The 23678-nt window shown below is 42.4% G+C and carries 22 protein-coding genes; 16 read left to right on the top strand and 6 right to left on the bottom strand.

The features are described from left to right. Positions 1-4: 4 nt before the first annotated feature. Together yihA and QZZ35_RS01530 are read left to right on the top strand one after the other, a co-directional pair. Positions 5-604, top strand: coding sequence for a ribosome biogenesis GTP-binding protein YihA/YsxC (yihA, locus tag QZZ35_RS01535; protein WP_291234954.1), 600 nt, complete (start codon positions 5-7; stop codon positions 602-604). Positions 605-668: 64 nt separating this feature from the next. Continuing rightward, on the top strand, positions 669-2270 hold the full coding sequence (locus tag QZZ35_RS01530; protein WP_291235845.1) for an MBL fold metallo-hydrolase RNA specificity domain-containing protein: 1602 nt from the start codon (positions 669-671) through the stop codon (positions 2268-2270). A gap of 19 nt (positions 2271-2289) precedes the next feature. Here QZZ35_RS01530 and QZZ35_RS01525 read toward each other — a convergent pair whose 3' ends face one another. The 3 genes from QZZ35_RS01525 to QZZ35_RS01515 are packed head-to-tail and all read right to left on the bottom strand — an operon-like array spanning position 2290 to position 4930. After that, positions 2290-2829 carry a DUF4364 family protein gene (locus tag QZZ35_RS01525; protein ID WP_291235844.1) on the bottom strand — a complete coding sequence of 180 codons (540 nt, stop codon included), beginning with the start codon at positions 2827-2829 and terminating at the stop codon, positions 2290-2292. Between the two features lie 36 nt (positions 2830-2865). After that, positions 2866-3774: a TIGR01212 family radical SAM protein gene (locus QZZ35_RS01520; RefSeq protein ID WP_291235843.1), complete on the bottom strand. Its 909-nt coding sequence runs from the start codon at positions 3772-3774 to the stop codon at positions 2866-2868. Position 3775: 1 nt separating this feature from the next. Then, the gene (locus QZZ35_RS01515; protein ID WP_291235842.1) at positions 3776-4930 is read right to left on the bottom strand and encodes an NAD(P)-dependent malic enzyme; all 1155 of its coding nucleotides are present in this window, start codon (positions 4928-4930) and stop codon (positions 3776-3778) included. A 146-nt stretch (positions 4931-5076) separates the two neighbouring features. Here QZZ35_RS01515 and QZZ35_RS01510 point away from each other — a divergent pair, with 146 nt between their 5' ends. Genes QZZ35_RS01510 through QZZ35_RS01500 form a run of 3 tightly spaced genes read left to right on the top strand, consistent with a single transcriptional unit; the run spans position 5077 to position 6873 of the window. Beyond that, entirely contained in the window at positions 5077-6183 is a 1107-nt protein-coding gene (locus QZZ35_RS01510) for a DUF362 domain-containing protein (protein ID WP_291235841.1), read from the top strand. Positions 6184-6198: 15 nt separating this feature from the next. Then, positions 6199-6426 carry an HPr family phosphocarrier protein gene (locus tag QZZ35_RS01505; RefSeq protein WP_291235840.1) on the top strand — a complete coding sequence of 76 codons (228 nt, stop codon included), beginning with the start codon at positions 6199-6201 and terminating at the stop codon, positions 6424-6426. A 51-nt stretch (positions 6427-6477) separates the two neighbouring features. Beyond that, a complete protein-coding gene (locus QZZ35_RS01500) occupies positions 6478-6873 on the top strand; it encodes a thioesterase family protein (RefSeq protein WP_291235839.1) in 396 nt (131 codons plus the stop codon). Positions 6874-7017: 144 nt separating this feature from the next. Here the strand turns inward: QZZ35_RS01500 and QZZ35_RS01495 are convergent, their stop codons facing one another. From QZZ35_RS01495 to gdhA, 3 genes are all read right to left on the bottom strand, one after another. After that, positions 7018-7863, bottom strand: a complete 846-nt coding sequence (locus tag QZZ35_RS01495; protein ID WP_291235838.1) for an aldo/keto reductase — start codon at positions 7861-7863, stop codon at positions 7018-7020. A 189-nt stretch (positions 7864-8052) separates the two neighbouring features. Beyond that, positions 8053-9279, bottom strand: a complete 1227-nt coding sequence (gene trpB / locus QZZ35_RS01490; RefSeq protein ID WP_291235837.1) for a tryptophan synthase subunit beta — start codon at positions 9277-9279, stop codon at positions 8053-8055. A gap of 143 nt (positions 9280-9422) precedes the next feature. Then, positions 9423-10754: an NADP-specific glutamate dehydrogenase gene (gene gdhA / locus QZZ35_RS01485; protein ID WP_291233922.1), complete on the bottom strand. Its 1332-nt coding sequence runs from the start codon at positions 10752-10754 to the stop codon at positions 9423-9425. Between the two features lie 279 nt (positions 10755-11033). On the opposite strand from gdhA, the gene rho reads away from it, so the two are divergent. From rho to QZZ35_RS01430, 11 genes are all read left to right on the top strand, one after another. Further along, complete coding sequence (rho, locus tag QZZ35_RS01480) at positions 11034-12407, top strand: transcription termination factor Rho (protein WP_291235836.1); 1374 nt, start codon at positions 11034-11036, stop codon at positions 12405-12407. Positions 12408-12528: 121 nt separating this feature from the next. Then, a complete protein-coding gene (gene rpmE, locus QZZ35_RS01475; protein ID WP_291233924.1) occupies positions 12529-12735 on the top strand; it encodes a 50S ribosomal protein L31 in 207 nt (68 codons plus the stop codon). A 69-nt stretch (positions 12736-12804) separates the two neighbouring features. Then, positions 12805-13719: a DUF1385 domain-containing protein gene (locus QZZ35_RS01470; protein ID WP_291235835.1), complete on the top strand. Its 915-nt coding sequence runs from the start codon at positions 12805-12807 to the stop codon at positions 13717-13719. Next, positions 13716-14579 carry a peptide chain release factor N(5)-glutamine methyltransferase gene (gene prmC, locus QZZ35_RS01465; RefSeq protein WP_291235834.1) on the top strand — a complete coding sequence of 288 codons (864 nt, stop codon included), beginning with the start codon at positions 13716-13718 and terminating at the stop codon, positions 14577-14579. Before QZZ35_RS01470 ends, prmC begins: the two co-directional genes overlap by 4 nt. 21 nt (positions 14580-14600) lie before the next feature. Then, positions 14601-15677, top strand: a complete 1077-nt coding sequence (gene prfA / locus QZZ35_RS01460; protein WP_291233927.1) for a peptide chain release factor 1 — start codon at positions 14601-14603, stop codon at positions 15675-15677. 4 nt (positions 15678-15681) lie between these two features. Beyond that, positions 15682-16869 (top strand): pyridoxal phosphate-dependent aminotransferase, encoded by a 1188-nt coding sequence (locus QZZ35_RS01455; protein ID WP_291235833.1) that lies wholly within the window; start codon positions 15682-15684, stop codon positions 16867-16869. 20 nt (positions 16870-16889) lie between these two features. Next, positions 16890-17945: a histidinol-phosphate transaminase gene (gene hisC / locus QZZ35_RS01450; RefSeq protein ID WP_291235832.1), complete on the top strand. Its 1056-nt coding sequence runs from the start codon at positions 16890-16892 to the stop codon at positions 17943-17945. Between the two features lie 83 nt (positions 17946-18028). Beyond that, the gene (locus tag QZZ35_RS01445; RefSeq protein ID WP_291235831.1) at positions 18029-20419 is read left to right on the top strand and encodes an ATP-dependent DNA helicase; all 2391 of its coding nucleotides are present in this window, start codon (positions 18029-18031) and stop codon (positions 20417-20419) included. Positions 20420-20452: 33 nt separating this feature from the next. Continuing rightward, a complete protein-coding gene (locus QZZ35_RS01440; protein WP_291235830.1) occupies positions 20453-20695 on the top strand; it encodes a (2Fe-2S) ferredoxin domain-containing protein in 243 nt (80 codons plus the stop codon). Further along, the gene (locus QZZ35_RS01435; RefSeq protein ID WP_291235829.1) at positions 20695-22422 is read left to right on the top strand and encodes a [Fe-Fe] hydrogenase large subunit C-terminal domain-containing protein; all 1728 of its coding nucleotides are present in this window, start codon (positions 20695-20697) and stop codon (positions 22420-22422) included. Before QZZ35_RS01440 ends, QZZ35_RS01435 begins: the two co-directional genes overlap by 1 nt. Further along, the gene (locus QZZ35_RS01430) at positions 22419-23591 is read left to right on the top strand and encodes a SpoIIE family protein phosphatase (protein WP_291235828.1); all 1173 of its coding nucleotides are present in this window, start codon (positions 22419-22421) and stop codon (positions 23589-23591) included. The genes QZZ35_RS01435 and QZZ35_RS01430 overlap by 4 nt, the downstream gene beginning before the upstream one ends. Positions 23592-23678 lie beyond the last annotated feature (87 nt).

Genomic DNA, 23678 nt, shown 5'->3' with positions numbered 1-23678 from the left:
ATTTATGCACGTTATTAAAAATGTTAATCTTGAAACAGTCTGTGGTATTACAAGTAAGCTTCCGGAGAATACCCTTCCGGAAGTAGCATTTGCCGGAAAATCTAATGTGGGAAAATCATCTTTGATTAACGGTTTAATGAACAGGAAGTCTTATGCGAGAACTTCTCAGCAGCCGGGAAAGACTCAGACGATTAATTTTTATAATATTAATCAGGAAATATATTTTGTAGATTTACCTGGATATGGATATGCAAAAGTGTCTGAGGCGATTAAGGCTAAGTGGGGAACAATGATTGAGCGCTATCTTCATACATCCAGACAGCTCAGACTTGTATTTTTATTAATTGATATCCGCCATGAGCCTTCCGCAAATGATAAGCATATGTATTCATGGATCGTCGATCAGGGATTTAATCCGGTCATCATTGCGACAAAATTAGATAAATTAAAACGCAGTCAGGTTCAGAAGAATATCAAACAGATTAAAGTCGGCTTAAATGTGACAGAAGGCACTCCGATTATTCCTTTTTCTGCCGTTAGTAAGCAGGGAAGAGATGAAATTTGGGAATTGATTGAACAATATGCATTAAATTCGGAAATTTAATAAAAAATTTATGGTATTTATCCTCCATTTCGTATATGATAGTAGTATGAAATGGGGGATATTTATGCGTTTAACATTTTCAGGAGCTGCTCATGAAGTGACGGGAAGTTGTCATTATCTGGAAGCGTGCGGACACAAGATGTTTATTGATTATGGAATGGAACAAGGAGAAGATTTTTTTGAAAATCAGCCGGTATCTGCAGCTGCGGCAGAAATTGATTATGTTTTTTTGACGCACGCACATATTGACCATTCCGGCCTTCTTCCGCTTTTATACGCGGAAGGCTTCAGGGGAACTGTATTTGCGACCAATGCAACGAAGCAGTTATGTGAGATCATGCTGCGTGACAGTGCCCATATTCAGGAATTTGAAGCAGAGTGGAAAAACCGAAAGGGACGAAGAGCAGGAAAGCCGGAAGTCGTTCCGCTGTATTCGATGGCAGATGCAGAAGGTGTTCTCACACATTTTGCCGGCTGTGATTATGGGAAGATTGTGGATATATGTCCGGGAATACAGGTACGTTTTACGGATGTGGGACATTTGCTCGGTTCTTCATGTATCGAGATATGGGTGAGTGAGAATGGTATTCAGAAGAAGATTGTTTTTTCCGGTGATGTGGGCAATACAGATCAGCCGCTGATCAAAGATCCATCCACTGTCGATGAGGCGGATTATGTTGTTATTGAATCAACCTATGGGAATCGTTCACATGGTCAGACACGACCGGATTATGTGGGTGAATTGAGCCGCATTATTCAGGAGACCTTTGACAGGGGCGGCAATGTGGTCATTCCTTCATTTGCTGTGGGACGTACCCAGGAGATGCTGTACTTTATACGTCAGATCAAGGCGGAAGGACGTGTGAAGGGGCACGATAATTTTGAAGTTTATGTGGATAGTCCTCTTGCTATCGAGGCAACAACCATATTTAATAAGAATATTTACGAATGTTTCGACGAGGAAGCTATGGAACTGGTGAAGCAGGGAATCAATCCGATTACATTCCCTGGATTAAAAACATCTGTATCCAGCGATGAATCCAAAGCTATCAATTTTGATGCGCGTCCGAAGGTTATCATTTCTGCATCCGGTATGTGTGAGGCCGGACGTATCCGGCATCATTTAAAACATAATCTGTGGAGATCGGAATGTACCGTATTGTTTGTGGGTTATCAGGCCAACGGAACATTGGGAAGAGCACTTGTTGAAGGTGCTAAGGAAGTCAAACTTTTTGGCGAGACGATTGAAGTTTTTGCTCATATTGAGCAGCTTGCGGGTATCAGCGGTCATGCGGATAAACAGGGATTATTAAACTGGCTTCAGGGATTTAAACGTAAACCGGATAAAGTTTTCGTTGTACATGGAGAAGCTTCGGTTTGTGATGAATTTACAGACTGTCTGAAACATGAATACGGGTATGATGCGTTTGCTCCATACAGTGGAACAAGTTTTGATCTGGTGGACAACAGCTGTGTTGTGGAAGCTGTACCTGTTCGCAAATCGAAAAAAGCTGCTGCACGGAAGGCAAATTCTGTATTTGAACGTCTTGTTGCTGCAGGACGCCGCCTGATGACAGTGATCCAGCATAATGAGGGCGGAGCGAATAAGGATCTGGCGAAATTTGCAGATCAGATCAATAATCTTTGTGATAAATGGGATCGTTAAGAAAAAAAGGTTCGGAAGATTAGTTTTCCGGACCTTTGTTTTTGGCTAAAAGTGAATTTAAAAGATAATTATAAATTTCCGTACTTTTTTTTTGCCAGTGATCACACATTAATTCAGCCTGAAGTTCTGTAGGTGCATTGATCTGAAGGTTAATTAAAGTTTCTTTTCCGTCTTTCAGGGAAAGATCCACTTCAAATTCCTGATTTTTCTTTGGAAGATAGGTGGCGGTAATCTCATTATTCTGACGGAGCGTGTAATGTTTGTCTTCAAGAAATGACTTAACATCCGCTTTGATTCCGTCGGAGATGGAGGAGGAAAAAGCTTCCAGAGTCTCCAGACCGGAAGGTGTCAGCTGATAATAGGAGCTGTTATTTCTCTGCCGGACAGAGATGAACTGAGCTTCAATTAAATCCGATATGGCAGCCTGAGTCGTAAAGTAAGTTGTGTATCCGTTCTCCAGAAGAAACTCACATACCTGAGAATTCGTCAGAGGAAATTCGGAAGCATTCAGAATATACAGAATCATTAATTTGTATAATGTGTTTGGATCGGCAATCATAGCATATTCCTTTCATAAAGTATCGGGTGAGTAAGGTCAGGGAGTGTAAAGTCGTCCCTGCCAGGTGTTTCTTACTTTAAATTCATGGTGGATCCTATTTAGAACCTGTTTTTTATATCCACTCCAGAGAGGAGCGGTGAGCAACTGTTTTGGTCCGTCACCGGTAATCCGGTGGATGACCATATCCGGCGGAAGAAGTTCAATGCATCGAATGATCAAGTCTGTATATTCTTCCAGAGACAGTACATGGAAAGGATGGATTTTATAGAGTTCGTCCAGATCCGTTCCTTTTAAAATGTGCAGCAGTTGTAATTTTATTCCCTGGATAGGCTGCTGCGCCAGAAAACGATGTGTTTCCAGTATATCATCCACAGACTCACCGGGAAGACCAAGGATTGTATGAACGATGGTTTCAATTCCTGCCTGCTGAAGTTTTTGGAGTGAATCAGTGAAGACATCCAATGGATAGCCTCTTCGGATAAAGCGGGCAGTAGGTTCATGCATCGTCTGAAGACCAAGTTCGATCCAGATTGGTTTTATCCGGTTAAGCCTTTCCAGAAGTCCAATGATATCATCAGGAAGACAGTCCGGCCGGGTACCGATGGACAGTGCTGCTACATTGGGATGGTTCAGAACATTCATGTAGCATCTTTCCAATTCATGGACAGAACCGTAAGTGTTTGTAAAAGATTGAAAATAGGCGATAAATGCAGTATCTTCCTGTGGAGGCGGTAAAGTATCTGCGGCAAAATCACCGGAACCGCCTTCGCTGCAGAAAATGCATCCTTTTGTTCCGAGAGTACCGTCCCGATTCGGGCAGGTAAAGCCGCCGTTTAAGGCGACTTTACGTAATTTTATACCAAATTTTTCAAGGAGGCGGACATTGAGAGAATAGTAAGGTTTCCCTTTCCAATGTTGAATCGCCTCACTATAACTTGTAATCATCTTAGTTTTCAATGTGATCTTTTACGGCTTTTGCGACAACATCAACGATACGTGGATCAAATGGATCCGGCATGATGAAGTCTTCGGAGAGTTCTTCATCTGTTACAAGGCCTGCAAGTGCGGTTGCGGCTGCCAGTTTCATATCTTCAGTAATCTGACGTGCACGGCCTTCCAGAGCACCCTTGAAAATACCTGGGAAAGCAGTAACATTGTTGATCTGATTTGGGAAATCCGAACGTCCGGTTCCAACAACTCTTGCACCTGCAGCACGGGCAATATCCGGCATGATTTCAGGAACAGGATTTGCCATAGCGAACATGATCGCATCTTTATTCATAGAAGCGACCATCTCGGCTGAAACAATTCCGGGAGCGGATACACCGACAAAGATGTCCGCACCGTTTAAGGCATCTGCGAGAGTGCCCTCTTTATTTTCAAGATTTGTATAGTTCAGCATTTCTTTCTGCATCCAGTTCAAATCCGGATAATTTTCAGAAACAATTCCGAAACGGTCACACATAGTTACATGTTTAAAACCATAATTGAGAAGCAGTCGGGTAATAGCAATTCCGGCAGAACCTGCGCCGTTGACAACAACCTGGCATTCTTCTTTCTTTTTGCCGGTAAGACGAAGTCCGTTTATTATTCCGGCGAGAACAACGATAGCCGTTCCGTGCTGATCATCATGGAAAACAGGAATATCGAGAACTTCTTTTAATCTGGATTCAATTTCGAAACATCTGGGAGCGGAAATATCTTCAAGATTGATACCGCCAAAAGCCGGTGCGATACGAATAACCGTTTCGATGATTTCTTCTGTATCCTGAGTATCCAGACAGATTGGAACAGCATTGACATTACCGAATTCTTTAAAAAGTGCAGCTTTACCTTCCATAACCGGCATAGCAGCATAAGCGCCGATATTACCAAGACCTAAGACAGCAGAACCGTCAGAAACAACAGCAACAGTGTTTGCTTTACTTGTGTAAGTGTAGATAGCGTCTTTGTTATCTGCAATGACTTTACATGGTTCAGCAACACCCGGAGTGTATGCGAGAGCCAGATCTTCGCGGGTTTTAATAGGACATTTGGAAACAGTTTCAATTTTACCCTGCCATTCTTCATGGAGTTTTAATGCTTTCTCATTTACAGTCATTTTTTTGAGTCCTTTCATCATAAGATTAGTTAAATACATGAAATATAATAGCATTTACAATGGGGGAAATCAAGAAAGAAATGGATTGACAGCCCCTTGCAGCCGTATTAGAATTGTAAGAGTAGGATAAATGAAGGAGAATGAACATGGAAAAATCTAAAGTTTATTTTGCAAATTTTCGTGCAACCGTACACGAGAATATACAGCAGAAACTCACTCGATTAATGAAGACTGCCGGTATGGACACAATTGATTTTCAAAAAAAGTATGTGGCTATCAAGATTCATTTTGGTGAACCGGGTAATTTAGCCTATCTTCGGCCGAATTATGCAAAAACTGTTGTTGATTTTGTAAAAGATCTGGGTGGAAAGCCTTTTCTTACAGACGCGAATACGCTTTATGTCGGTGGAAGAAAGAATGCGCTGGATCATTTAGACAGTGCTTATATGAATGGATTCTCTCCGTTTTCAACCGGATGCCATATTATTATTGCAGATGGTCTGAAAGGTACAGACGAAGTTCTTGTGCCTGTTGAAGGCGGTACTTATGTGAAAGAGGCCAAGATCGGACGTGCCGTTATGGATGCGGATGTCGTTATTTCTTTGAACCATTTTAAGGGACATGAGGCTGCAGGTTTTGGCGGTGCGATCAAGAATCTGGGTATGGGCTGCGGCTCAAGAGCCGGAAAGATGGAGATGCACAGCGCAGGCAAACCGAGAGTATCTGAGAGAAAGTGTGTCGGCTGCGGCATGTGTACAAAGGTTTGTGCGCATGATGCCATTAATATTGCGGATAAGAAGGCGTCAATTGACCATAATAAATGTGTCGGCTGCGGAAGATGTATTGGTGTCTGTCCGATGGATGCAGTAAAACCGGCATCTGATGAGTCTAATGATATTTTAAACTGCAAGATGGCAGAGTATGCCAAAGCAGTTGTGGATGGCCGTCCATCCTTCCATATCAGTCTTGTTATGGATGTTTCACCATATTGTGACTGTCATGGAGAGAATGATGCACCAATTGTTCCGGATGTTGGGATGTTTGCGTCCTTTGATCCGGTTGCTTTGGATAAAGCCTGTGCAGATGCTGTCAACAGACAGCCGATTTGTGCGGGAAGTGTTCTGGATGAAGTTGAACATGTACATCATGATCATTTTACAGATGTATTTCCGGACACAAACTGGAACAGTTGCCTTGAACATGCGAAGGCACTGGGCCTTGGAACTGATGAATATGAATTAATTCAGATTTGACAGGAGGAATAAATAATGAAAGAAGCAATAATTTTATTACAGAGTATTGAAGATGTTAAAGATTTTAACCGTATTGTAGCAATGTATGATGGTGACGTGGATTTAGTATCCGGACGCTATGTCATTGATGCAAAATCCATTATGGGCATCTTTAGCCTTGATTTAAGTAAACCAATCACAATTCAGATACACGGAGAAAAACCAGAGACATTACTTGAAGAATTAAAAGCATTTATTCAGTAATTTTCAGCAGAGCAGTTTTGAATTTCGGGTTGCGGCGGAAAGTGAGAAGATATGGAAAAAGAACAATTGTTAGGAACAACGTTCACTTGTGAACAGGTAGTTACAGAGGATATGACAGCAGCAAGTGCTGTAGAGGGAACACCGAATGTGTTTGGAACCCCGATGCTTGTTGCACTTGCTGAAAAAACATGCTTTTTATGTATGGATCAGGCCAGCGGTGAGGGAGAAGCCAGTGTAGGTGTATCATTAGAGATTATGCATACTTCACCGACACCGGTAGGAATGAAAGTAACATGTACTGCTAAAGTTGAAAAAGTCGGCAAGATGGTTGAATTTTCCTTTGAGGCTGTGGATGAAGCCGGAGTGATCGGTACAGGAAAACATGTACGGGCTTACGTTCAGAAAGCAGCTATTGAAGCAAAAGCGGCAAAAAAACTGAATAAATAAGATGAGTCATTGATAATGACCATGATTAGAGATGCGTCTGGACAACGATGTTCCAGGCGCATTTTCAGATTTGAGGTAAAGTGTTTCGCGGATAATATGAAAAAAGCGACAGTAAAAAACTGCCGCTTTGGAATATGTAGATTTTTAGAAATCAATTTCATTTGGATTCCAGCCGGAGAAGCCTGTTTCTGGCATAGCTGCGATAGCTTTCATATCTTCGTCAGAAATCTCGAAATTGTAAATATCAAGGTTGGATGCAATACGGGATGGTGTTACAGACTTAGGAAGCGGAACAACACCATTCTGAGCTGCAAATCTTAAGCAGATCTGAGCAACACTCTTATCATATTTTGCTGCCATCTCAGCCAGGAATTCATTGCCGAGAACTGCACCGTTTCCGAGTGGACTCCAGCCCTGAACAACGATACCGTTTGCCTGACAGTAGTCAACAACTTCCTGCTGAAGGTATCCCGGATGATATTCAATCTGGTTAACCATAGGCTGAACTTCTGTTTCCATTAAGGATTCCAGATGTTTTGGATAGAAGTTTGCTGTACCGATCGCACGGATGCGGCCTTCTTTATAAAGCTCTGTCATAGCTTTCCATGTACCAAGGTTGATATCATTCCAGTCTTCAAACTGAAGAGGAATTGCCGGCCAATGAATGAGATAGAGATCCAGATAATCAAGTCCCATAATATTTAATGTTTTTTCGAAAGCAGCCTTTGTTTTTTCGTAACCACGAGCTTTGTTCCATACTTTACTTGTAACAAAAAGTTCTTCACGTTTAAGACCACATTCTCTTACAGCTTTTCCAACGCTGGCTTCATTCTTATATAATGTAGCAGTATCGATATGACGATATCCTGCTTCGATAGCGGAAATGATACTGTTGAAAGCGTCCTCACCATCTTTTGCTTTCCATGTTCCAAAACCAACACCAGGCATCTCAACGCCGTTGCGAAGTGTGTAAATTTTTTTAACCTCCATTGCTATATACCTCCCAATATAATAATGTATGGGTCAAAAGCATTTGCCCCCATGATACCTGCGGATATTTCGAATTTTAGGTTCTGAAAAACCTGAAAACGGGATTTTTTGACCTTGGTATCATAATAATATGATACTTGAAATAAGCCCATAAAGCAAGAATTATTTCCCGGACAAAGTCGAAAAAACTTATAAGTTAAACTGTTCTCCGCAACCGTATTTTTCATAAACATAGTCGATATCTTTATCTCCTCGGCCGGAAAGGCAGGCAAGGATTGAACCGGTTTCATGTTCTTTGGCATATTTGATCGCATAGGCAACAGCGTGAGCGCTTTCTATGGCTGGAATGATGCCTTCATATTTACAGAGAAGGAAGAAGGCTTCCATAGCTTCGTCATCACTGATGGATGTGTATTGAACACGTCCGCAGTCGTGCAGATAGGCATGTTCCGGACCGGTCGCAGGGTAATCCAGACCGCTGGCAATGGAATAGACAGGAAGCGGATCTCCGTTTTCATCCTGGAGAAGATAGCTTTCAAAACCATGCAGGATACCTTTTTTGCCGTAGGCGATGGAAGCAGCGTGATCGCCGATGCCTGAACCGCGTCCGAGTGGCTCCACGCCGATGATATCAACAGGATCCGCCAGAAATGGGACAAACATACCAATAGAGTTGGAACCGCCTCCGACAGCAGCGGTAACAGCATCCGGAAGAATTCCGGTCATTTCTAAAAATTGTTCACGGGCTTCAATGCCGATCACAGACTGGAAGTCGCGGACCATTTTAGGAAACGGATGAGGACCGACAACGGAACCGATACAGTAAATGGATGTTTCATATTCTTTTAAGTAGGCATCAAATGCAGCATCAACGGCCTCTTTTAATGTCTTTAATCCGTGAGTGACAGGGATGACACGGGCACCGAGCATCTTCATACGGATAACATTCGGATGCTGTTTGGCGATATCAACTTCACCCATATAAATATCACAGTCAAGACCGAAATAGGCGGCAGCTGTTGCGAGGGCAACACCGTGCTGTCCGGCACCGGTTTCAGCAATGATTTTCTTTTTACCCATGTATTTCGCAAGAAGTCCTTCTCCCATGCAATGATTGAGTTTGTGAGCACCGGTATGATTTAGGTCTTCACGTTTTAAATAAATCTGGCATTTTCCAAAGTGTTTGGAAAGACGTTCACAATGATAAACAGGTGTTGGACGGCCCTGAAATTCTCTGCGGATACGGCGTAGTTCATTGATAAACTGAGCACTGTGACAGATTTCTTCATAGGCATCGTCAATTTCCTTAAATGCCGGAATTAATTCCGGTGGAAGGAACTGACCGCCATATTCCCCGAAATAACCGTTTTTATCCGGGAATTTTTTTAAGTAAGTATCAAAATCTCTGTAGTTCATATAATTTATCCCCCTAAATAATTGTTTACTTTTACTATACATGAAATAGAAGGTGTATTCAAGGATGGAAAGAATAAGAGAGAAAAGAAAAAGAGGCCTGTTCCGATAAAAGAAACAGGCCTCTGTAAATGGTTAAGATATAATTAGCAAACACCCTGTGCTAACATAGCGTCAGCAACTTTCTTGAATCCGGCAATGTTTGCACCGGCAACGAAGTCATCTTCAACGCCGTAAGCTTTAGCAGCATCGTCGATATTGTGGAAGATGTTTACCATAATATCACGAAGTTTTGCATCAACTTCTTCGAATGTCCAGCTTAAACGCATGCTGTTCTGGGACATTTCAAGAGCGGAAGTAGCAACACCGCCTGCGTTGGAAGCTTTTCCAGGAACAAAATAAATCTTATTGCTCTGGAGATATTCTGTTGCGTCAAGAGTTGTAGGCATGTTTGCACCTTCAGCAACAACTTTGCAGCCGTTTGCGACAAGTGCTTTTGCGTCGTCGAGAAGGAGCTCGTTCTGAGTTGCACATGGAAGTGCGATGTCACAAGGAACTGTCCATACGCCTCTGCCTTCAGTATAAACTGCTTCCGGATGTTTCTCTGTATATTCTTTAATACGTCCGCGACGTACTTCTTTGATATCTTTTACAAGAGCAAGATCGATACCGTTCTTGTCGTAGATCCAGCCTGTGGAATCGCTGAGAGTAACGACTTTAGCACCGAGCTGAGTTGCTTTTTCACAAGCGTAAATTGCAACATTACCTGCACCGGAGATGGCAACGGTTTTGCCTTCTAATGTATCGCCTTTGCATTTTAATAATTCATCTACAAGATAAACAAGACCATATCCTGTAGCTTCTGTACGTGCAAGAGAACCGCCGTAAGTTAAACCTTTACCTGTGAGAACGCCTTCAGAAAGGTTACGGATGCGTTTGTACTGTCCGTAAAGATAACCGATCTCGCGTCCGCCAACACCGATATCACCTGCAGGAACGTCTGTATCTGCACCGATATGACGACATAATTCTGTCATAAAGCTCTGGCAGAAAGCCATAACTTCGCGGTCAGATTTACCCTTCGGATCGAAATCGGAACCACCTTTGCCGCCGCCGATAGGAAGTCCGGTAAGGGAATTCTTGAAAATCTGCTCGAAACCAAGGAATTTAATAATGCTTAAGTTTACGGATGGATGGAAACGAAGACCGCCCTTGTATGGTCCGATTGCACTGTTGAACTGAACGCGGTAGCCACGGTTTACCTGAACTTTACCGTTGTCATCTACCCACGGAACACGGAACATGATAATACGTTCTGGTTCTACAATGCGTTCCAGAAGAGCTGCGTCCTGATATTTTGATTCACTGTCCACAACCAGTTTTAATGAGTTCATAACTTCTGTCACTGCCTGGATGAATTCTGGTTCATTTGGATTCTTTTTAATCACACTTTCGATGATGCTGTCAGTATAAGACATATTTTCTCCTCCTTGAATAGCAATAAATGCGTTTCTGCAATTTCATTGCAATTATAGTATACTTTTTTTTGGAATTCAATACTTTAAAAGGATAAAATTTAAAAAAATGTAAAAATGTGTATTTTGAGGGTAGCGAAATAAAAAGAGAAAAGTCGAAATTTGCGTAATATTTTTCTTTATTTATCATCGTTTTCATGTATAATAAAAATATCTGAGATCTCATCTATTATAAATTTTCCAGAAATAAAGAGATATGTACATATTGTGAGGAGGCTATTCATGAATGATAAATTCGCGACTTTGTCCTTAGTTCAGCTGAAAGAGCTGGCAAAATCCCAGGGAGTAAAGAATGTATCGGCGATGCGTAAGGCGGAATTGGTTCAGTTGCTGGGGGAATTGGAAGAAAAGTACAATCGTGAAAAGAGTGAAAAACAAGAAGAAAAAACGGAAGAAAAGCGCAGTGTGCAGAGTGTTGAGACGGCAGAGGCCGGGGATTGCCGCATGGACAGTAATCTGGAAGCCCTGGACAGCGGACAGATGGCGAACGGCATTCTGGAGGTTCTGACAGATGGTTACGGATTTATCCGATGCGAGAATTATCTTCCGGGATCGAATGATGTCTATGTTTCACCGGCTCAGATCCGTCGATTTAATCTGAAGACCGGAGATATGATCGAAGGGAATATACGTGTAAAGACTCAGAATGAAAAGTTCAGTGCACTTTTATATGTGAAGTCAGTGAATGGTATGCACCCGGGGGAGGCCACTCGCCGCAAGAATTTTGAGGATATGACGCCGATCTTTCCGGACCACAGAATTCGCCTGGAGACAGTGAAGTCGAGTGTGCCGATGCGGATTATGGATCTGGTTTCTCCTATCGGTAAAGGGCAGAGAGGAATGATCGTGGCGCCTCCGAAGACTGGAAAGACAACATTGCTCAAGCAGATTGCCAAGGCGGTGACGATTAATCAGCCGGATATGAATCTGATCATTCTTTTGATTGATGAACGTCCGGAGGAAGTTACAGATATAAAAGAATCCATTGCCGGAAAGAATGTAGAAGTTATCTATTCTACGTTTGATGAACTTCCGGAGCATCACAAGCGTGTTTCAGAGATGGTGCTTGAGCGGGCTAAGCGTCTTGTGGAGCATAAAAAGGATGTTATGATTCTGCTTGACAGTATTACCCGATTAGCCAGAGCCTATAACCTGACAGTGCCGCCGAGTGGAAGAACCTTATCCGGTGGTCTTGACCCGGCTGCTTTATATATGCCGAAGAAGTTTTTCGGTGCCGCCCGGAATATGCGTGAGGGTGGAAGTCTTACGGTTCTCGCCACAGCACTTGTTGAGACAGGAAGTAAGATGGATGATGTTGTTTTTGAAGAATTTAAGGGAACAGGTAATATGGAACTTGTTCTTGACCGGAAATTATCTGAGAAAAGAATTTTTCCTGCAGTGGATATTGCCCGTTCCGGAACCCGCCGGGAAGAGCTTCTTCTGTCAAAAGAGGAGTTGGATGCATCCTATACTATGCGCAAAGCACTGGGTGGCATGAAGGCAGATGATGCACTGGAGAGAATATTGGATATGTTTATGCATTCAGAGGATAATAAAGCCTTTATTTCTATGATAAAAAGGACAAAGATTTTTTAAAAAAAGGCTTGAAAGCCCAATTGAAGCATGCTATAATAAAAAAGCTGTTTTTATATTGAACAAAATTGATTCGTCAGTTTTATAATTTTAGAATGAAGAAAGTCTTAGTGAGGTGAAAAACATGAGAGAAGGAATTCATCCAAAATATTATCAGGCAAAAGTAACTTGCAACTGTGGTAATGAATTTGTTACAGGTTCTACAAAACCGGAAATCCACGTTGAAATTTGTTCTAAGTGCCATTCTTTCTACACAGGCCAGCAGAAAGCTGTTGCAGCCCGTGGTCGTATTGATAAATTCAATCGTAAGTATGGTCTTACTCAGGAATAAGAAAAGTGTTACAGTAAGGTTGAGATTTTTTGAAAATCTCAACCTATTTTTCTATAGAGGTATTGAATTATGAAATATGCGAATATCGGTGGTCAGGCTGTTATGGAAGGTGTCATGATGCGCCATAAGGATCATTATGCGGTGGCTGTCCGAAAAGAGAATCATGAGATAGAAGTGATGACCGAGCAGAGACAGACATTGGGTGAGCGCTATCATGTTTCAGGGATTCCTATTGTTCGCGGAGTGTTTGCATTTGTAGACTCTCTCGTTGTGGGGATGAAGACACTGATGTGGTCGGCCTCTTTTTTTGAGGATGAGGAAGAGACGTCACAGGAGAAAGAAAAACAATCCGATACAGTATTTATGACAATGACGGTTATTTTTTCTCTGGCATTTTCAATTGGTCTGTTTATGATCTTGCCATTTTTGGTTTCAAACCTTTTTAAGAGTGTGACGGATTCCTCTTTAGTTTTAGGAATTATTGAAGGTTTGGTGCGTGTACTCATTTTTATCATATATATTCTGGCAATATCACGAATGAAAGATATTCAGCGCCTGTTTATGTATCATGGCGCGGAACACAAGACAATCAACTGTATTGAACACGGAGATGAACTGACCCCGGAAAATGCAGCAAAATACTCACGTTTTCATAAGCGCTGCGGTACAAGTTTTCTCTTCATTGTCATGTTTATAAGTATTGTGTTTTTTTTACTTTTTTTCCAAATATTTCCTATTAATAATATGTTTATAAAAGTAATCTGCCGAATCCTTCTTGTCCCGGTCATTGCAGGTATATCTTATGAGATTATCCAGTGGGCAGGACGTCACGATTCCGGTTTAGTCTGTCTGGTCAGCAAACCCGGATTCTGGATGCAGAAGTTTACAACGAAGGAGCCGGATAGAGAGATGCTTGAAGTGGCCATTGCTTCTATTGAAGCTATTTATGACTGGCGTGAGTTTCAGAGGGATTTGAAAGCATGATAACATTAAGAGAATTATTAAAAGAGGGCGAAGAACGTCTGAGAGAAAATAATATCGAAAATAGTACCATGGAGGCCAGGTATCTGATAGAATATATATGTGATCTGAATTGGGCACAGTATTTGCTTCAGGCAGATACGGAAGCGGATCCTCAGGAAGAACGGAGATATCGGGAAGCGGTTGAAAGACGGTGCAGCCATTATCCGCTTCAGTATATTCTCGGAACTGCCGGATTTATGGGACTGGAATTTATGGTGAATGAGGCTGTTTTAATACCGAGACAGGATACAGAAATTCTTGTTGAGACTGTTTTAAAAGAAGCCGATATTTTACAGGGAAGTGTGCTGGATATGTGTACCGGCTCCGGATGCATTTTGATCAGCCTGATGGCCCATGGAAGTTATGGACGAGGACACGGTGCGGATATTTCACGGGAGGCTCTGGATGTGGCTCGTATGAATGGTATTTTTAACCGGGATTACCTGATGAGATCCGGACGCAAAAAAGAAGATGTGACATGGATACAGAGTGATCTCTTTGAAAATATTTCCGATACATATGATGTGATCGTATCGAATCCGCCATATATTCCTGCAGATGTTATTGAAACGCTGATGCCGGAGGTAAGAGATTACGAGCCCCGGCTTGCACTGGAAGGGGCCGATGAGGGACTGGAATTTTATAAAAAGATTACAGAAGCCTCCCTGGAACATTTGAATCCGGGTGGCTGGCTTTTTTATGAGATCGGCTGTGAGCAGGCGGAAGATGTGTCCCAGATTATGAGAGATAAAGGTTTTAAAGAAGTACATACGGTCAGAGATCTTGCCGGACTGGACCGTGTGGTTTATGGGAGAATATAGAAATTAATTGGAGGTAAAATCATGTTTGACAGATTAGAAGATCTTGTAATCCGTTATCAGCAGGTAATGGAAGAACTGAATGACCCGGATGTGGTCAATGATCAGCCGCGTTTTCGTAAGTTGATGAAGGAACAGAATGACCTTGCTCCAATCGTCGAAAAATATACAGAATACAAGCAGGAGAAGCAGAATGTGGAAGACAGTCTTGAACTGCTTGAGATGGAAAATGATGAAGAGATGCGTGAATTGGCAAAAGAAGAGATGGCTGAGTCAAAAAAACGTATCACAGAGATTGAGCAGGAATTGAAAGTATTACTGATTCCAAAGGATCCGATGGATGAAAAGAATGTTATCGTTGAGATCCGTGCAGGTGCCGGCGGAGATGAGGCAGCTCTTTTTGCGGCAGAATTGTTCCGTATGTATTCAAAATATGCGGAAAAACAGCGTTGGAAAATTGAGATGATGAGCGTGAATGAGAACGGTATCGGAGGCTTCAAAGAAGTTGTATTTATGATTGTCGGTAATGGTGTTTATTCACGGTTAAAATTTGAGAGTGGTGTGCATCGTGTACAGCGTGTACCGGAAACAGAATCCGGCGGACGTATTCACACATCAACTGTTACAGTGGCAATTATGCCGGAAGCTGAGGAAGTGGATGTGCAGCTGGATATGAATGATGTCCGAATCGATGTATTCCGTGCATCCGGTAATGGAGGTCAGTGTGTCAACACAACCGACTCTGCCGTACGTATTACACATATTCCGACAGGTATTGTTATTTCATGCCAGGATGAAAAATCCCAGCTTAAGAATAAAGAAAAAGGCTTAAAAGTCCTTCGTTCCAGATTATATGATCTTGAGTTAGAGAAGAAACAGAAGGAAGAAGCTGCAAACCGTAAGAATCAGGTCGGAACAGGAGATCGTTCTGAAAAAATCCGTACCTACAATTTCCCTCAGGGCCGTTGTACAGATCATCGTATTAAATTAACACTGCATCGACTGGATGACATTCTTAACGGAGATCTGGATGAAGTGATCGACAGTCTGACGGCAGCAGATCAGGCAGCGAAGTTGAGCAACATGGAGGAAGAAGGTTAAATCGATGATATCTAAAAGCATGGAACAGTTAGTGAAAGGAAATTCGGTCATTCGTGCACTTTTTGAAGAAGGTAAGGAGATGGCCAGAGAAGTCGGAGCAGAAAACGTTTATGATTTCAGCCTCGGTAATCCGAGTGTACCTGCACCGGAAGCGGTGAGGACATCTATGAAAAAGATTCTGGATGAGAAAAATACACTTTATGTGCACGGTTATATGAGCAATGCAGGCTATGAGGAAGTCCGGGAAGCAGTTGCAAAGTCTTTGAATGAAAGATTTGATACGGACTTTGAGTGGCCGGGGATTTTGATGACTGTGGGCGCTGCCGGCGGTCTGAATGTGGTTCTCAGAACATTACTTGATCCGGGGGATGAAGTTGTGTGCTTTGCTCCGTTTTTTGGGGAATACACGAATTATGTGCATAATTATCAGGCACAGCTTGTTGTAGTTCCTCCGAATCCGCCGTCTTTCCAGCCGAATCTGGACATGCTGCAGGATAGGATCACAGAACGGACAAAAGCAATCATCATTAATAATCCGAATAATCCGACAGGTGTTGTCTATACTGCCGAGACGTTAGATCGTCTCGAAAGGATCCTTAAGGAGGCCGAGACCCGTATCGGTCATTCGATTTATGTAATATCAGATGAGCCTTACAGAGAACTGGTTTATGACGGTGTAGAGGTTCCTTTTATTACAAAACATATCCGCAACTGTATTATTGGATATTCTTTCAGCAAATCACTTTCTCTGCCGGGAGAGCGTATCGGTTATCTGGCGGTCCCTAAGGCGATTGACGATTATCAGGGATTGATCGAAGGTCTGGCCATTGCCAATCGTGTGCTTGGTTTCGTCAATGCACCTTCGCTTCAGCAGCTGATGATCAAAGAGTGTCTGAATGAAAAGACAGATGTGGCGGCTTATGATAAGAATCGAAAGTTTTTATATAAATCGCTTACAGATATGGGATTTGAATGTGTGAAACCGGAAGGTGCATTCTACCTTTTTGTGAAATCACCTGTGGAAGATGAAAAGGCATTTGTTGAGGAAGCAAAAAAACAGCATTTGCTTTTAGTTCCGGCTTCCAGCTTTGGATGCCCGGGATATGTCCGGATCGCATACTGTGTGGCTTATGATATGATTGAACGTTCCATGCCGGCTTTTAAAGCACTGGCTGAAAAGTATTTTGGATAAAAGGGAAGGTGGAAACAGGTATGAAAACATGGAGAGACTATGTGCGTCGGGTAGTTCCTTATACACCGGGTGAACAGCCGAACCAGACCGGAATGATCAAATTAAATACGAATGAGAATCCTTATCCGCCGGCATCGGGTGTTATGGCGATGGCAAAGCAGATGGATGCAGAAAAATTTCGTTTGTATCCGGATCCGACAGCCAGTGTACTGACGGAGGCACTTGCAGATTTTTATCATGTTCGTCAGGAACAGATTTTTGTTGGCGTGGGTTCGGATGATGTTATTGCGATGGCCTTTCAGACATTCTTTAACAGTGATCGTCCGATTCTGTTTCCGGATATTACCTATTCTTTTTATCCGGTATGGGCCGATGCCTTTCGGATTCCTTATGAGACAAAAGCTCTGGATGAGCACTTCCGCATGCACAGAGAAGATTATTATGGTGAAAATGGCGGAATTATTTTCCCGAATCCGAACGCTCCGACATCGGTTTACGAAGATCTGGATTTTATAGAGGATATTTTAAAACACAATCAGGATGTACTCGTTATCGTGGATGAAGCTTATATTGACTTTGGCGGAAGATCCGCATTAGAACTTATCGACCGGTATGATAACCTGCTTGTTGTGCAGACATTTTCAAAATCCCGGTCCATGGCAGGCATGCGAATCGGTTTTGCAATGGGCAACGAGGAATTGATTAAAGCGCTGAATGACTTTAAATATTCCTTTAATTCCTATACAATGAATCAGACATCCCTGGCTCTTGGAGCTGAGGCCGTAAAGGACAGAGCTTATTTTGAGGAATGCGTTGAAAAAATCAAGTCCACCCGCAGTTGGGTGTGTAAGGAGTTAAAAGCTCTTGGATTTGAGTTTAACGAGCCGTGGGCAAACTTTGTTTTTGTGACACATCCGTCATATCCGGCAAAGGAGTTATTTGAGGCTCTTCGAGAGAAAAAAATCTATGTACGCTATTTTAATATGCCTAGAATTGATAATTATTTGAGAATAACCATCGGAACGGACGCAGAGATGGAAACATTGATTCAGTTCCTTAAAGGATATATCGGATAACAATCACAAAATCCTCCTGACCTGTCCGGTTAGGAGGATTTTTTTGTTGCAGTAAAAACTAGTTTAGGGTGGGGTGAATATACGTGATACATCAGGTAAGGGTTTCTGTCAGAAATCTTGTGGAATTTATTTTGAGAAATGGCGATATAGATCAGAAAACGGGAGCCCTTCAGGATGTGGATGCCATGCAGGCCGGAAGTCGTGCCCACCGCAAACTTCAAAAACAGGGAGGTTACAATTACAAAGCAGAAGTTTTTATGAAATGTCAGATGGACATGGATGAGGAACTGACCATACAGGTTGAGGGAAGAGCCGACGGGGTGATAACAGATCCGTCGGATGAAAACAATGTCATGATTGACGAAATTAAAGGTACATTCACAAAACTGGATGCTATCGAGGAACCGGATATCCTTCATACAGCACAGGCAGACTGTTATGCTTACATGTATGCGGTCCAAAAAGAGTTAAATCAGATTCGTGTCCGTATAACTTATATTCAGCTCGAAACAGAAGAAATAAAAACTTTTGAGTTTGTACGTGAGTGTGATGAGCTCAGACAATGGTTTGGAAATCTTGTCCGCCAGTATGCCAAGTGGGCAAGATGGCAGATCCAGTGGCAGGAACTTCGGGATGAGTCAATCGGAAGGACCTCCTTTCCCTATGCTTACCGGATCAGCCAGAAAAGAATGATGAATGGTGTTTACCGTTCAATTGAGGAGCAGAAAAATATTTTTATACAGGCACCGACAGGCACGGGAAAAACTCTTGGAACTTTATTTCCTTCAATCAAAGCTATGGGAGTGGGAAAATGCGGAAGGATTTTCTATTTGACGGCAAAAACAATTACGCGCACAGTGGCGCAAGAAGCAGGGGAATTGCTATCGGAACATGGATTGAGGATGAAATTTATCACACTGACGGCGAAGGAAAAAATATGTCCTCTGGAAGAATGCCGGTGTCAGGCAGACTTTTGTCCTTATGCAAAGGGACATTATGACCGGGTCAATGATGCGGTTTTTGAAATGATTCAGGAAGAAGACCGGATGAACCGGGAGTGCATTTTGGAGTATGCGGAAAAGTTTCAGGTGTGTCCTTTTGAATTTCAGCTGGATGCATCTTTATGGTGCGACACAATCATATGCGATTATAATTATGTATTTGATCCGGTTGTGTATTTAAAACGTTTTTTTGCAGATCCAATGGCAAATATGATTTTTCTTGTGGATGAAGCACATAATCTTGTGGACAGAGCACGGGAGATGTATAGTTCCGGTTTGTTCAGAGGTGATTTCCAGAAGGTGTTAAAGGTCCTCAGACCGTCCTATCCGAAAACAGCACGTAAAGTGCATAAGTGCGGTCAGTTTTTTAAAGATTTTGAGGAGTATCGGCAGGAAACCGGTGAAAATTACGCAGTTGTAAAGGAGATAGGAAGTTTCGTTTTAAGTCTGATGCGAATGGTTTCTGATTTTGAGGATATCCTTCGGGAGGAGATGCCCCGGGAACTTCGGGAGACGGTTACAGAACTTTATTTTAACGCACGCCGTTTTATAAATACCTATGATCTGATGGATGACCGATACCGAATCTATACTGAAGGCAGCGGAAGAGATACAATGATTCGTCTCTTTTGTATGGATCCGTCGGAAAAACTGGATGAACGGATCGGAATGAGCAGAAGTTGTATTTTCTTTTCGGCCACATTGCTTCCGGTGCAGTATTACAAAGATCTGTTAAGTAAAAAACCGGAAGAAGATTATGAGATGTATGTCGATTCGCCTTTTTCAGAAGAAAACAGACTGATATTTACAGTTAATGATGTAAGCAGCCGCTATTCGTCGAGAAATGAGGAACAGTATGGCAGGATTGCAGAGTACATACGAAAAATTATAAGGGCAAGAAATGGAAATTATATGGTCTTTTGTCCTTCTTATGATTTTATGGAACATGTATTTGATGCTTTTGCAGAGCGGGAGATGCAAAAAGCGGGAAATGGTTTGACTGTGCTGCGTCAGAAAAGTACGATGAATGAAGATGAACGGCAGGCCTTTTTGGACAGCTTTAAAGAGAGACCTCATGAGACAACACTTGGTTTTTGCGTTCTTGGCGGAATTTTTTCAGAAGGCATTGATCTCAAATCAGATCGGTTGATTGGTGTCATCATTGTGGGCACCGGCCTTCCGGGGATTGGAAGTGAAAGAGAACTTTTGAAAACCTATTTTGATGAAACACGAGGGGAAGGTTTTGATTATGCCTATCTTTATCCGGGAATGAATAAGGTATTTCAGGCCGGCGGAAGGGTGATACGTTCGGAATCGGATCAGGGAGTGATCGCACTCCTGGATGAGCGTTTTAATTATCAGCGGTATCAGCGGCTCTTTCCGAGAGAGTGGATTCCCTTTCAAAAATTAAACTGCAATTCTGTAGAGAAAAATGTTGAAAAATTCTGGACAGAACGGATAAATATTTTATAATAAGATTAACAAAAGGAATTAAGGAGGCTATTTATGGTAATTACAATATGTATTGGTAGTTCCTGTCATTTAAAAGGTTCCAGAAGCATTATTCAGGGACTTGAGAAGAAAATCCGGGAGAATGAGTTATGCTCCCAGATTGAATTGAATGGATCTTTTTGCACTGGAGAGTGTGAGAAAGGTGTTTGTGTTAAAATTGATGATGAATTATTTTCCGTTTCACCGGAAACAGTAGATACATTTTTTGAGAATGAGGTACTCAGGAGGGTTCGTTAGTGGCAGCAATTGGATTTAAGATGGCAAAATGCAAAGACTGCTATAAGTGTGTGCGCATATGTCCGGTGAAAGCCATTCATGTAAAGGACGAGCGGGCGCGCTATGTGGCGGACGAATGTGTTTTATGCGGCCGCTGTCTTACAGCCTGTCCACAGGATGCAATCATTTATATCAGTGACCTGTGTAAAGCGAAACAGTATATCCGGGAAGAGAAAACAATTATCGCTTCCTTAGACCCGGCTTATCTGGGGGCATTTGGCGATTCTATGCACGGGACCGGACAGATCCGGGATGCCCTTTACAAACTTGGATTCACACATGTCCGTGAAACAGCGGAAGCGGCAGTTCACATTACAAAGGCATATGAACGCCTGATTCGTCAGGGGACGATGACGAATATTATAACGACGTCCTGCACGGCTGTGAATGAGCTGGTAGAAAAGTATTATCCGGATATGATTCCTTATATGGCACCTGTCGTATCGCCTATGACAGCCCATGGCATGATGTTGAAGGAGGAATTCGGACCGGATGCCAAAATAGTGTATATCGGAAGCTGTACGGCCAGAGGCCGGGAGGCTGTGCGTGAACGCTGTCGGGGAACATATGTGGATGCGGTTCTTGATTTTCAGGAACTCCGATCATGGCTCAAGGAAGAGAAAATTGACGTATCAAGATGTGCTTTTCGTCCAAGAGAGGGGATAAATCCTCAGATCAATGGCCTTTATGGTGTCAGCGGCGGGATTTTATCAGCGATCCAAGCCCACAGAGGCTTTGGAAAATATGAGCAGCTTTATGTGGATAGTATAGATTCAGTGATTGAATTATTTGAATGTATCCGGAAGGGAGAGATTAAAAATTGCTTTATTGAGGCATCTTCCTGTGTCGGAGGATGTATCAATGGTCCTTTGGCCGGGGGATGTCAGAGTGATCGTTTTAAGGCAAGGATTTATACAAATCAGAAAATCAGCAGGGAGTTTCCGAAAAATGTTGAAGATATGAGTCCAAATATTCATCTTCAGAAAGTTTTTTATGAAACTTCCAAAAATATAGATATGCCGACGGAAGAAGAGATTCAGGAACAGCTTCGCAGGGACGGAAAGGATTCCGCAGAAAAACAGTTGAATTGTGGTGCCTGCGGGTATAAGACATGCCGGGATAAAGCGATTGCCCTGTGTCAGAATAAAGAACTATTTGATCTGTGTATACCGCATATGTATCAGAAGGCCCGTTCTATGGCGGAAGTTATTTTGTCTGTAACGCCGAATCTTATTATTACTGTCGATGAGCAGCTTAAGATCATGCAGTTCAATAATGCTGCCGAAGTTATGTTTAATATACCGGCAGAAAAGGCGATTGGAATGTATTTATACAGACTGTTTGATGCCAGCGATTTCGAAGAGGTATTCCGGCAGAAACGGAGTATCATGAACAAAAAAGTCGAATATGAAAAATATGGTCTGGTGACGATACAGAATATTATTTACATCCGTGAGCAGAATTGTGCGCTTGGTATTATTCGGAATGTTACTGCGGAAGAACGTATTCACAGGCAGCATGACCGCATGCGCCGTGAAGCGATGGAGATTGCTCAGAAGGTTATTGACAAACAGATGATGGTCGCACAGGAAATTGCAGGACTTCTTGGAGAGACGACAGCAGAGACTAAGGTGACATTGACAAAGATGCGTGACAGCATCTTTTATGATGGGGAAGATGAATTATGAAGATGAGTCTGGATATTGCCTGGAAAAGCCTGAATAAAGCAAAGGAAGAATTGTGTGGGGACACTGTAGAGATTATCAAAACAGAAGACTCAGATATTCTTGTATTGTCCGACGGAATGGGAAGTGGTGTTAAAGCTAATATTCTTTCTACCCTTACAACGAAAATTATGGGTACGATGCTGAAAAACGGTGCCACTATTGAGGAGTGTGTGACGACAGTTGCCCGTACTCTGCCTGTGTGCCAGAAAAGACAAGTGGCTTATTCAACTTTCAGTATTCTGCAGATCTATAAAAATGGTGAAGCCTGCCTGCTTGAATATGATAATCCGGGAGGAATACTGATCCGGGACGGCCATCAGAAGAATGTACCTTTTGCCGTTAAAGAGATTGAGGGCAAGATCATCAGAGAGTATCATTTTAATGTATGCTATGGCGATTATTATATTATGATGAGTGACGGTGTGGTTCATGCCGGTGTGGGAACCCGGTCCGGATTTGGATGGCCCCGTTCAGAGGTGGCCAGGTACATCGAGGAGATGTGTGCTTCGGATATATCAAGCTCCAGACTGATGTCGATGATAAGCAGCCGGTGCTATGAGCTGTATGATGGGAAACCGGGAGATGATACAACCGTGATTACGATCAAGGTCACGGAACCGAAGACAGTCAATATTTTTACCGGTCCTCCGGTTGATAAAAAAGATGACAGACGGGCGGCAGAAGAGTTTATGTCTGAATCCGGAACTAAAATTGTCTGTGGCGGCACGTCTTCGAATATTATAGCGAACTATCTTCACAAACCAATCAGGGCATCTCTTATGTATTACGATCCGGATATTCCGCCAACAGCAGAGATTGAAGGAATGGATCTGGTTACGGAAGGTGTTCTGACTCTGAATCGTACAGTTCAGATGCTTGCTGCATACAATCTCGGCAAGGTGGATGAGGCCTTTTTCAAACAGTTGTACGGCATGGATGGTGCCGCAAGATTATGTAAAATTCTTATTGAAGAATGTACCCATTTAAATCTGTTTGTGGGAAGGGCTATAAATGAGACGTATCAGGCAGCAGCACTTCCTTTTGATCTGAGTATTCGTCAGAGACTGGTTGAACAGCTTGTGAATGAGTGCAGAAAGATGGGAAAAACAGTGAGCATTAAATATTATTAACGATACTGTTTTGTTAGGAGATAAAGATGAAGAAAGAATTTATGACAGATATTAATAAAATTAAATTTGAAGTATACCGGGAAGTTG

Origin of the sequence: Frisingicoccus sp., from assembly GCA_016298055.1 — a bacterium.
In the GTDB taxonomy this organism is placed as follows: Bacteria; Bacillota; Clostridia; order Lachnospirales; family Lachnospiraceae; genus Frisingicoccus.
The sequence above is the reverse complement of the archived record's forward strand: the minus strand, read 5'-3'. Positions and strand labels throughout refer to the sequence as shown.

Coding starts and splice junctions, on each gene's coding strand:
- QZZ35_RS01430 (WP_291235828.1), top strand. CDS start 22,419: ATGAAGATGAGTCTGGATATTGCCTGGAAAAGCCTGAATAAAGCAAAG.
- gdhA (WP_291233922.1), bottom strand. CDS start 10,754: ATGTCTTATACTGACAGCATCATCGAAAGTGTGATTAAAAAGAATCCA.
- QZZ35_RS01470 (WP_291235835.1), top strand. CDS start 12,805: ATGAAATATGCGAATATCGGTGGTCAGGCTGTTATGGAAGGTGTCATG.
- hisC (WP_291235832.1), top strand. CDS start 16,890: ATGAAAACATGGAGAGACTATGTGCGTCGGGTAGTTCCTTATACACCG.
- QZZ35_RS01495 (WP_291235838.1), bottom strand. CDS start 7,863: ATGGAGGTTAAAAAAATTTACACACTTCGCAACGGCGTTGAGATGCCT.
- QZZ35_RS01455 (WP_291235833.1), top strand. CDS start 15,682: ATGATATCTAAAAGCATGGAACAGTTAGTGAAAGGAAATTCGGTCATT.
- QZZ35_RS01515 (WP_291235842.1), bottom strand. CDS start 4,930: ATGACTGTAAATGAGAAAGCATTAAAACTCCATGAAGAATGGCAGGGT.
- QZZ35_RS01530 (WP_291235845.1), top strand. CDS start 669: ATGCGTTTAACATTTTCAGGAGCTGCTCATGAAGTGACGGGAAGTTGT.
- QZZ35_RS01440 (WP_291235830.1), top strand. CDS start 20,453: ATGGTAATTACAATATGTATTGGTAGTTCCTGTCATTTAAAAGGTTCC.
- rpmE (WP_291233924.1), top strand. CDS start 12,529: ATGAGAGAAGGAATTCATCCAAAATATTATCAGGCAAAAGTAACTTGC.
- QZZ35_RS01520 (WP_291235843.1), bottom strand. CDS start 3,774: ATGATTACAAGTTATAGTGAGGCGATTCAACATTGGAAAGGGAAACCT.
- trpB (WP_291235837.1), bottom strand. CDS start 9,279: ATGAACTACAGAGATTTTGATACTTACTTAAAAAAATTCCCGGATAAA.
- QZZ35_RS01525 (WP_291235844.1), bottom strand. CDS start 2,829: ATGATTGCCGATCCAAACACATTATACAAATTAATGATTCTGTATATT.
- QZZ35_RS01500 (WP_291235839.1), top strand. CDS start 6,478: ATGGAAAAAGAACAATTGTTAGGAACAACGTTCACTTGTGAACAGGTA.
- QZZ35_RS01510 (WP_291235841.1), top strand. CDS start 5,077: ATGGAAAAATCTAAAGTTTATTTTGCAAATTTTCGTGCAACCGTACAC.
- rho (WP_291235836.1), top strand. CDS start 11,034: ATGAATGATAAATTCGCGACTTTGTCCTTAGTTCAGCTGAAAGAGCTG.
- prmC (WP_291235834.1), top strand. CDS start 13,716: ATGATAACATTAAGAGAATTATTAAAAGAGGGCGAAGAACGTCTGAGA.
- prfA (WP_291233927.1), top strand. CDS start 14,601: ATGTTTGACAGATTAGAAGATCTTGTAATCCGTTATCAGCAGGTAATG.
- QZZ35_RS01505 (WP_291235840.1), top strand. CDS start 6,199: ATGAAAGAAGCAATAATTTTATTACAGAGTATTGAAGATGTTAAAGAT.
- yihA (WP_291234954.1), top strand. CDS start 5: ATGCACGTTATTAAAAATGTTAATCTTGAAACAGTCTGTGGTATTACA.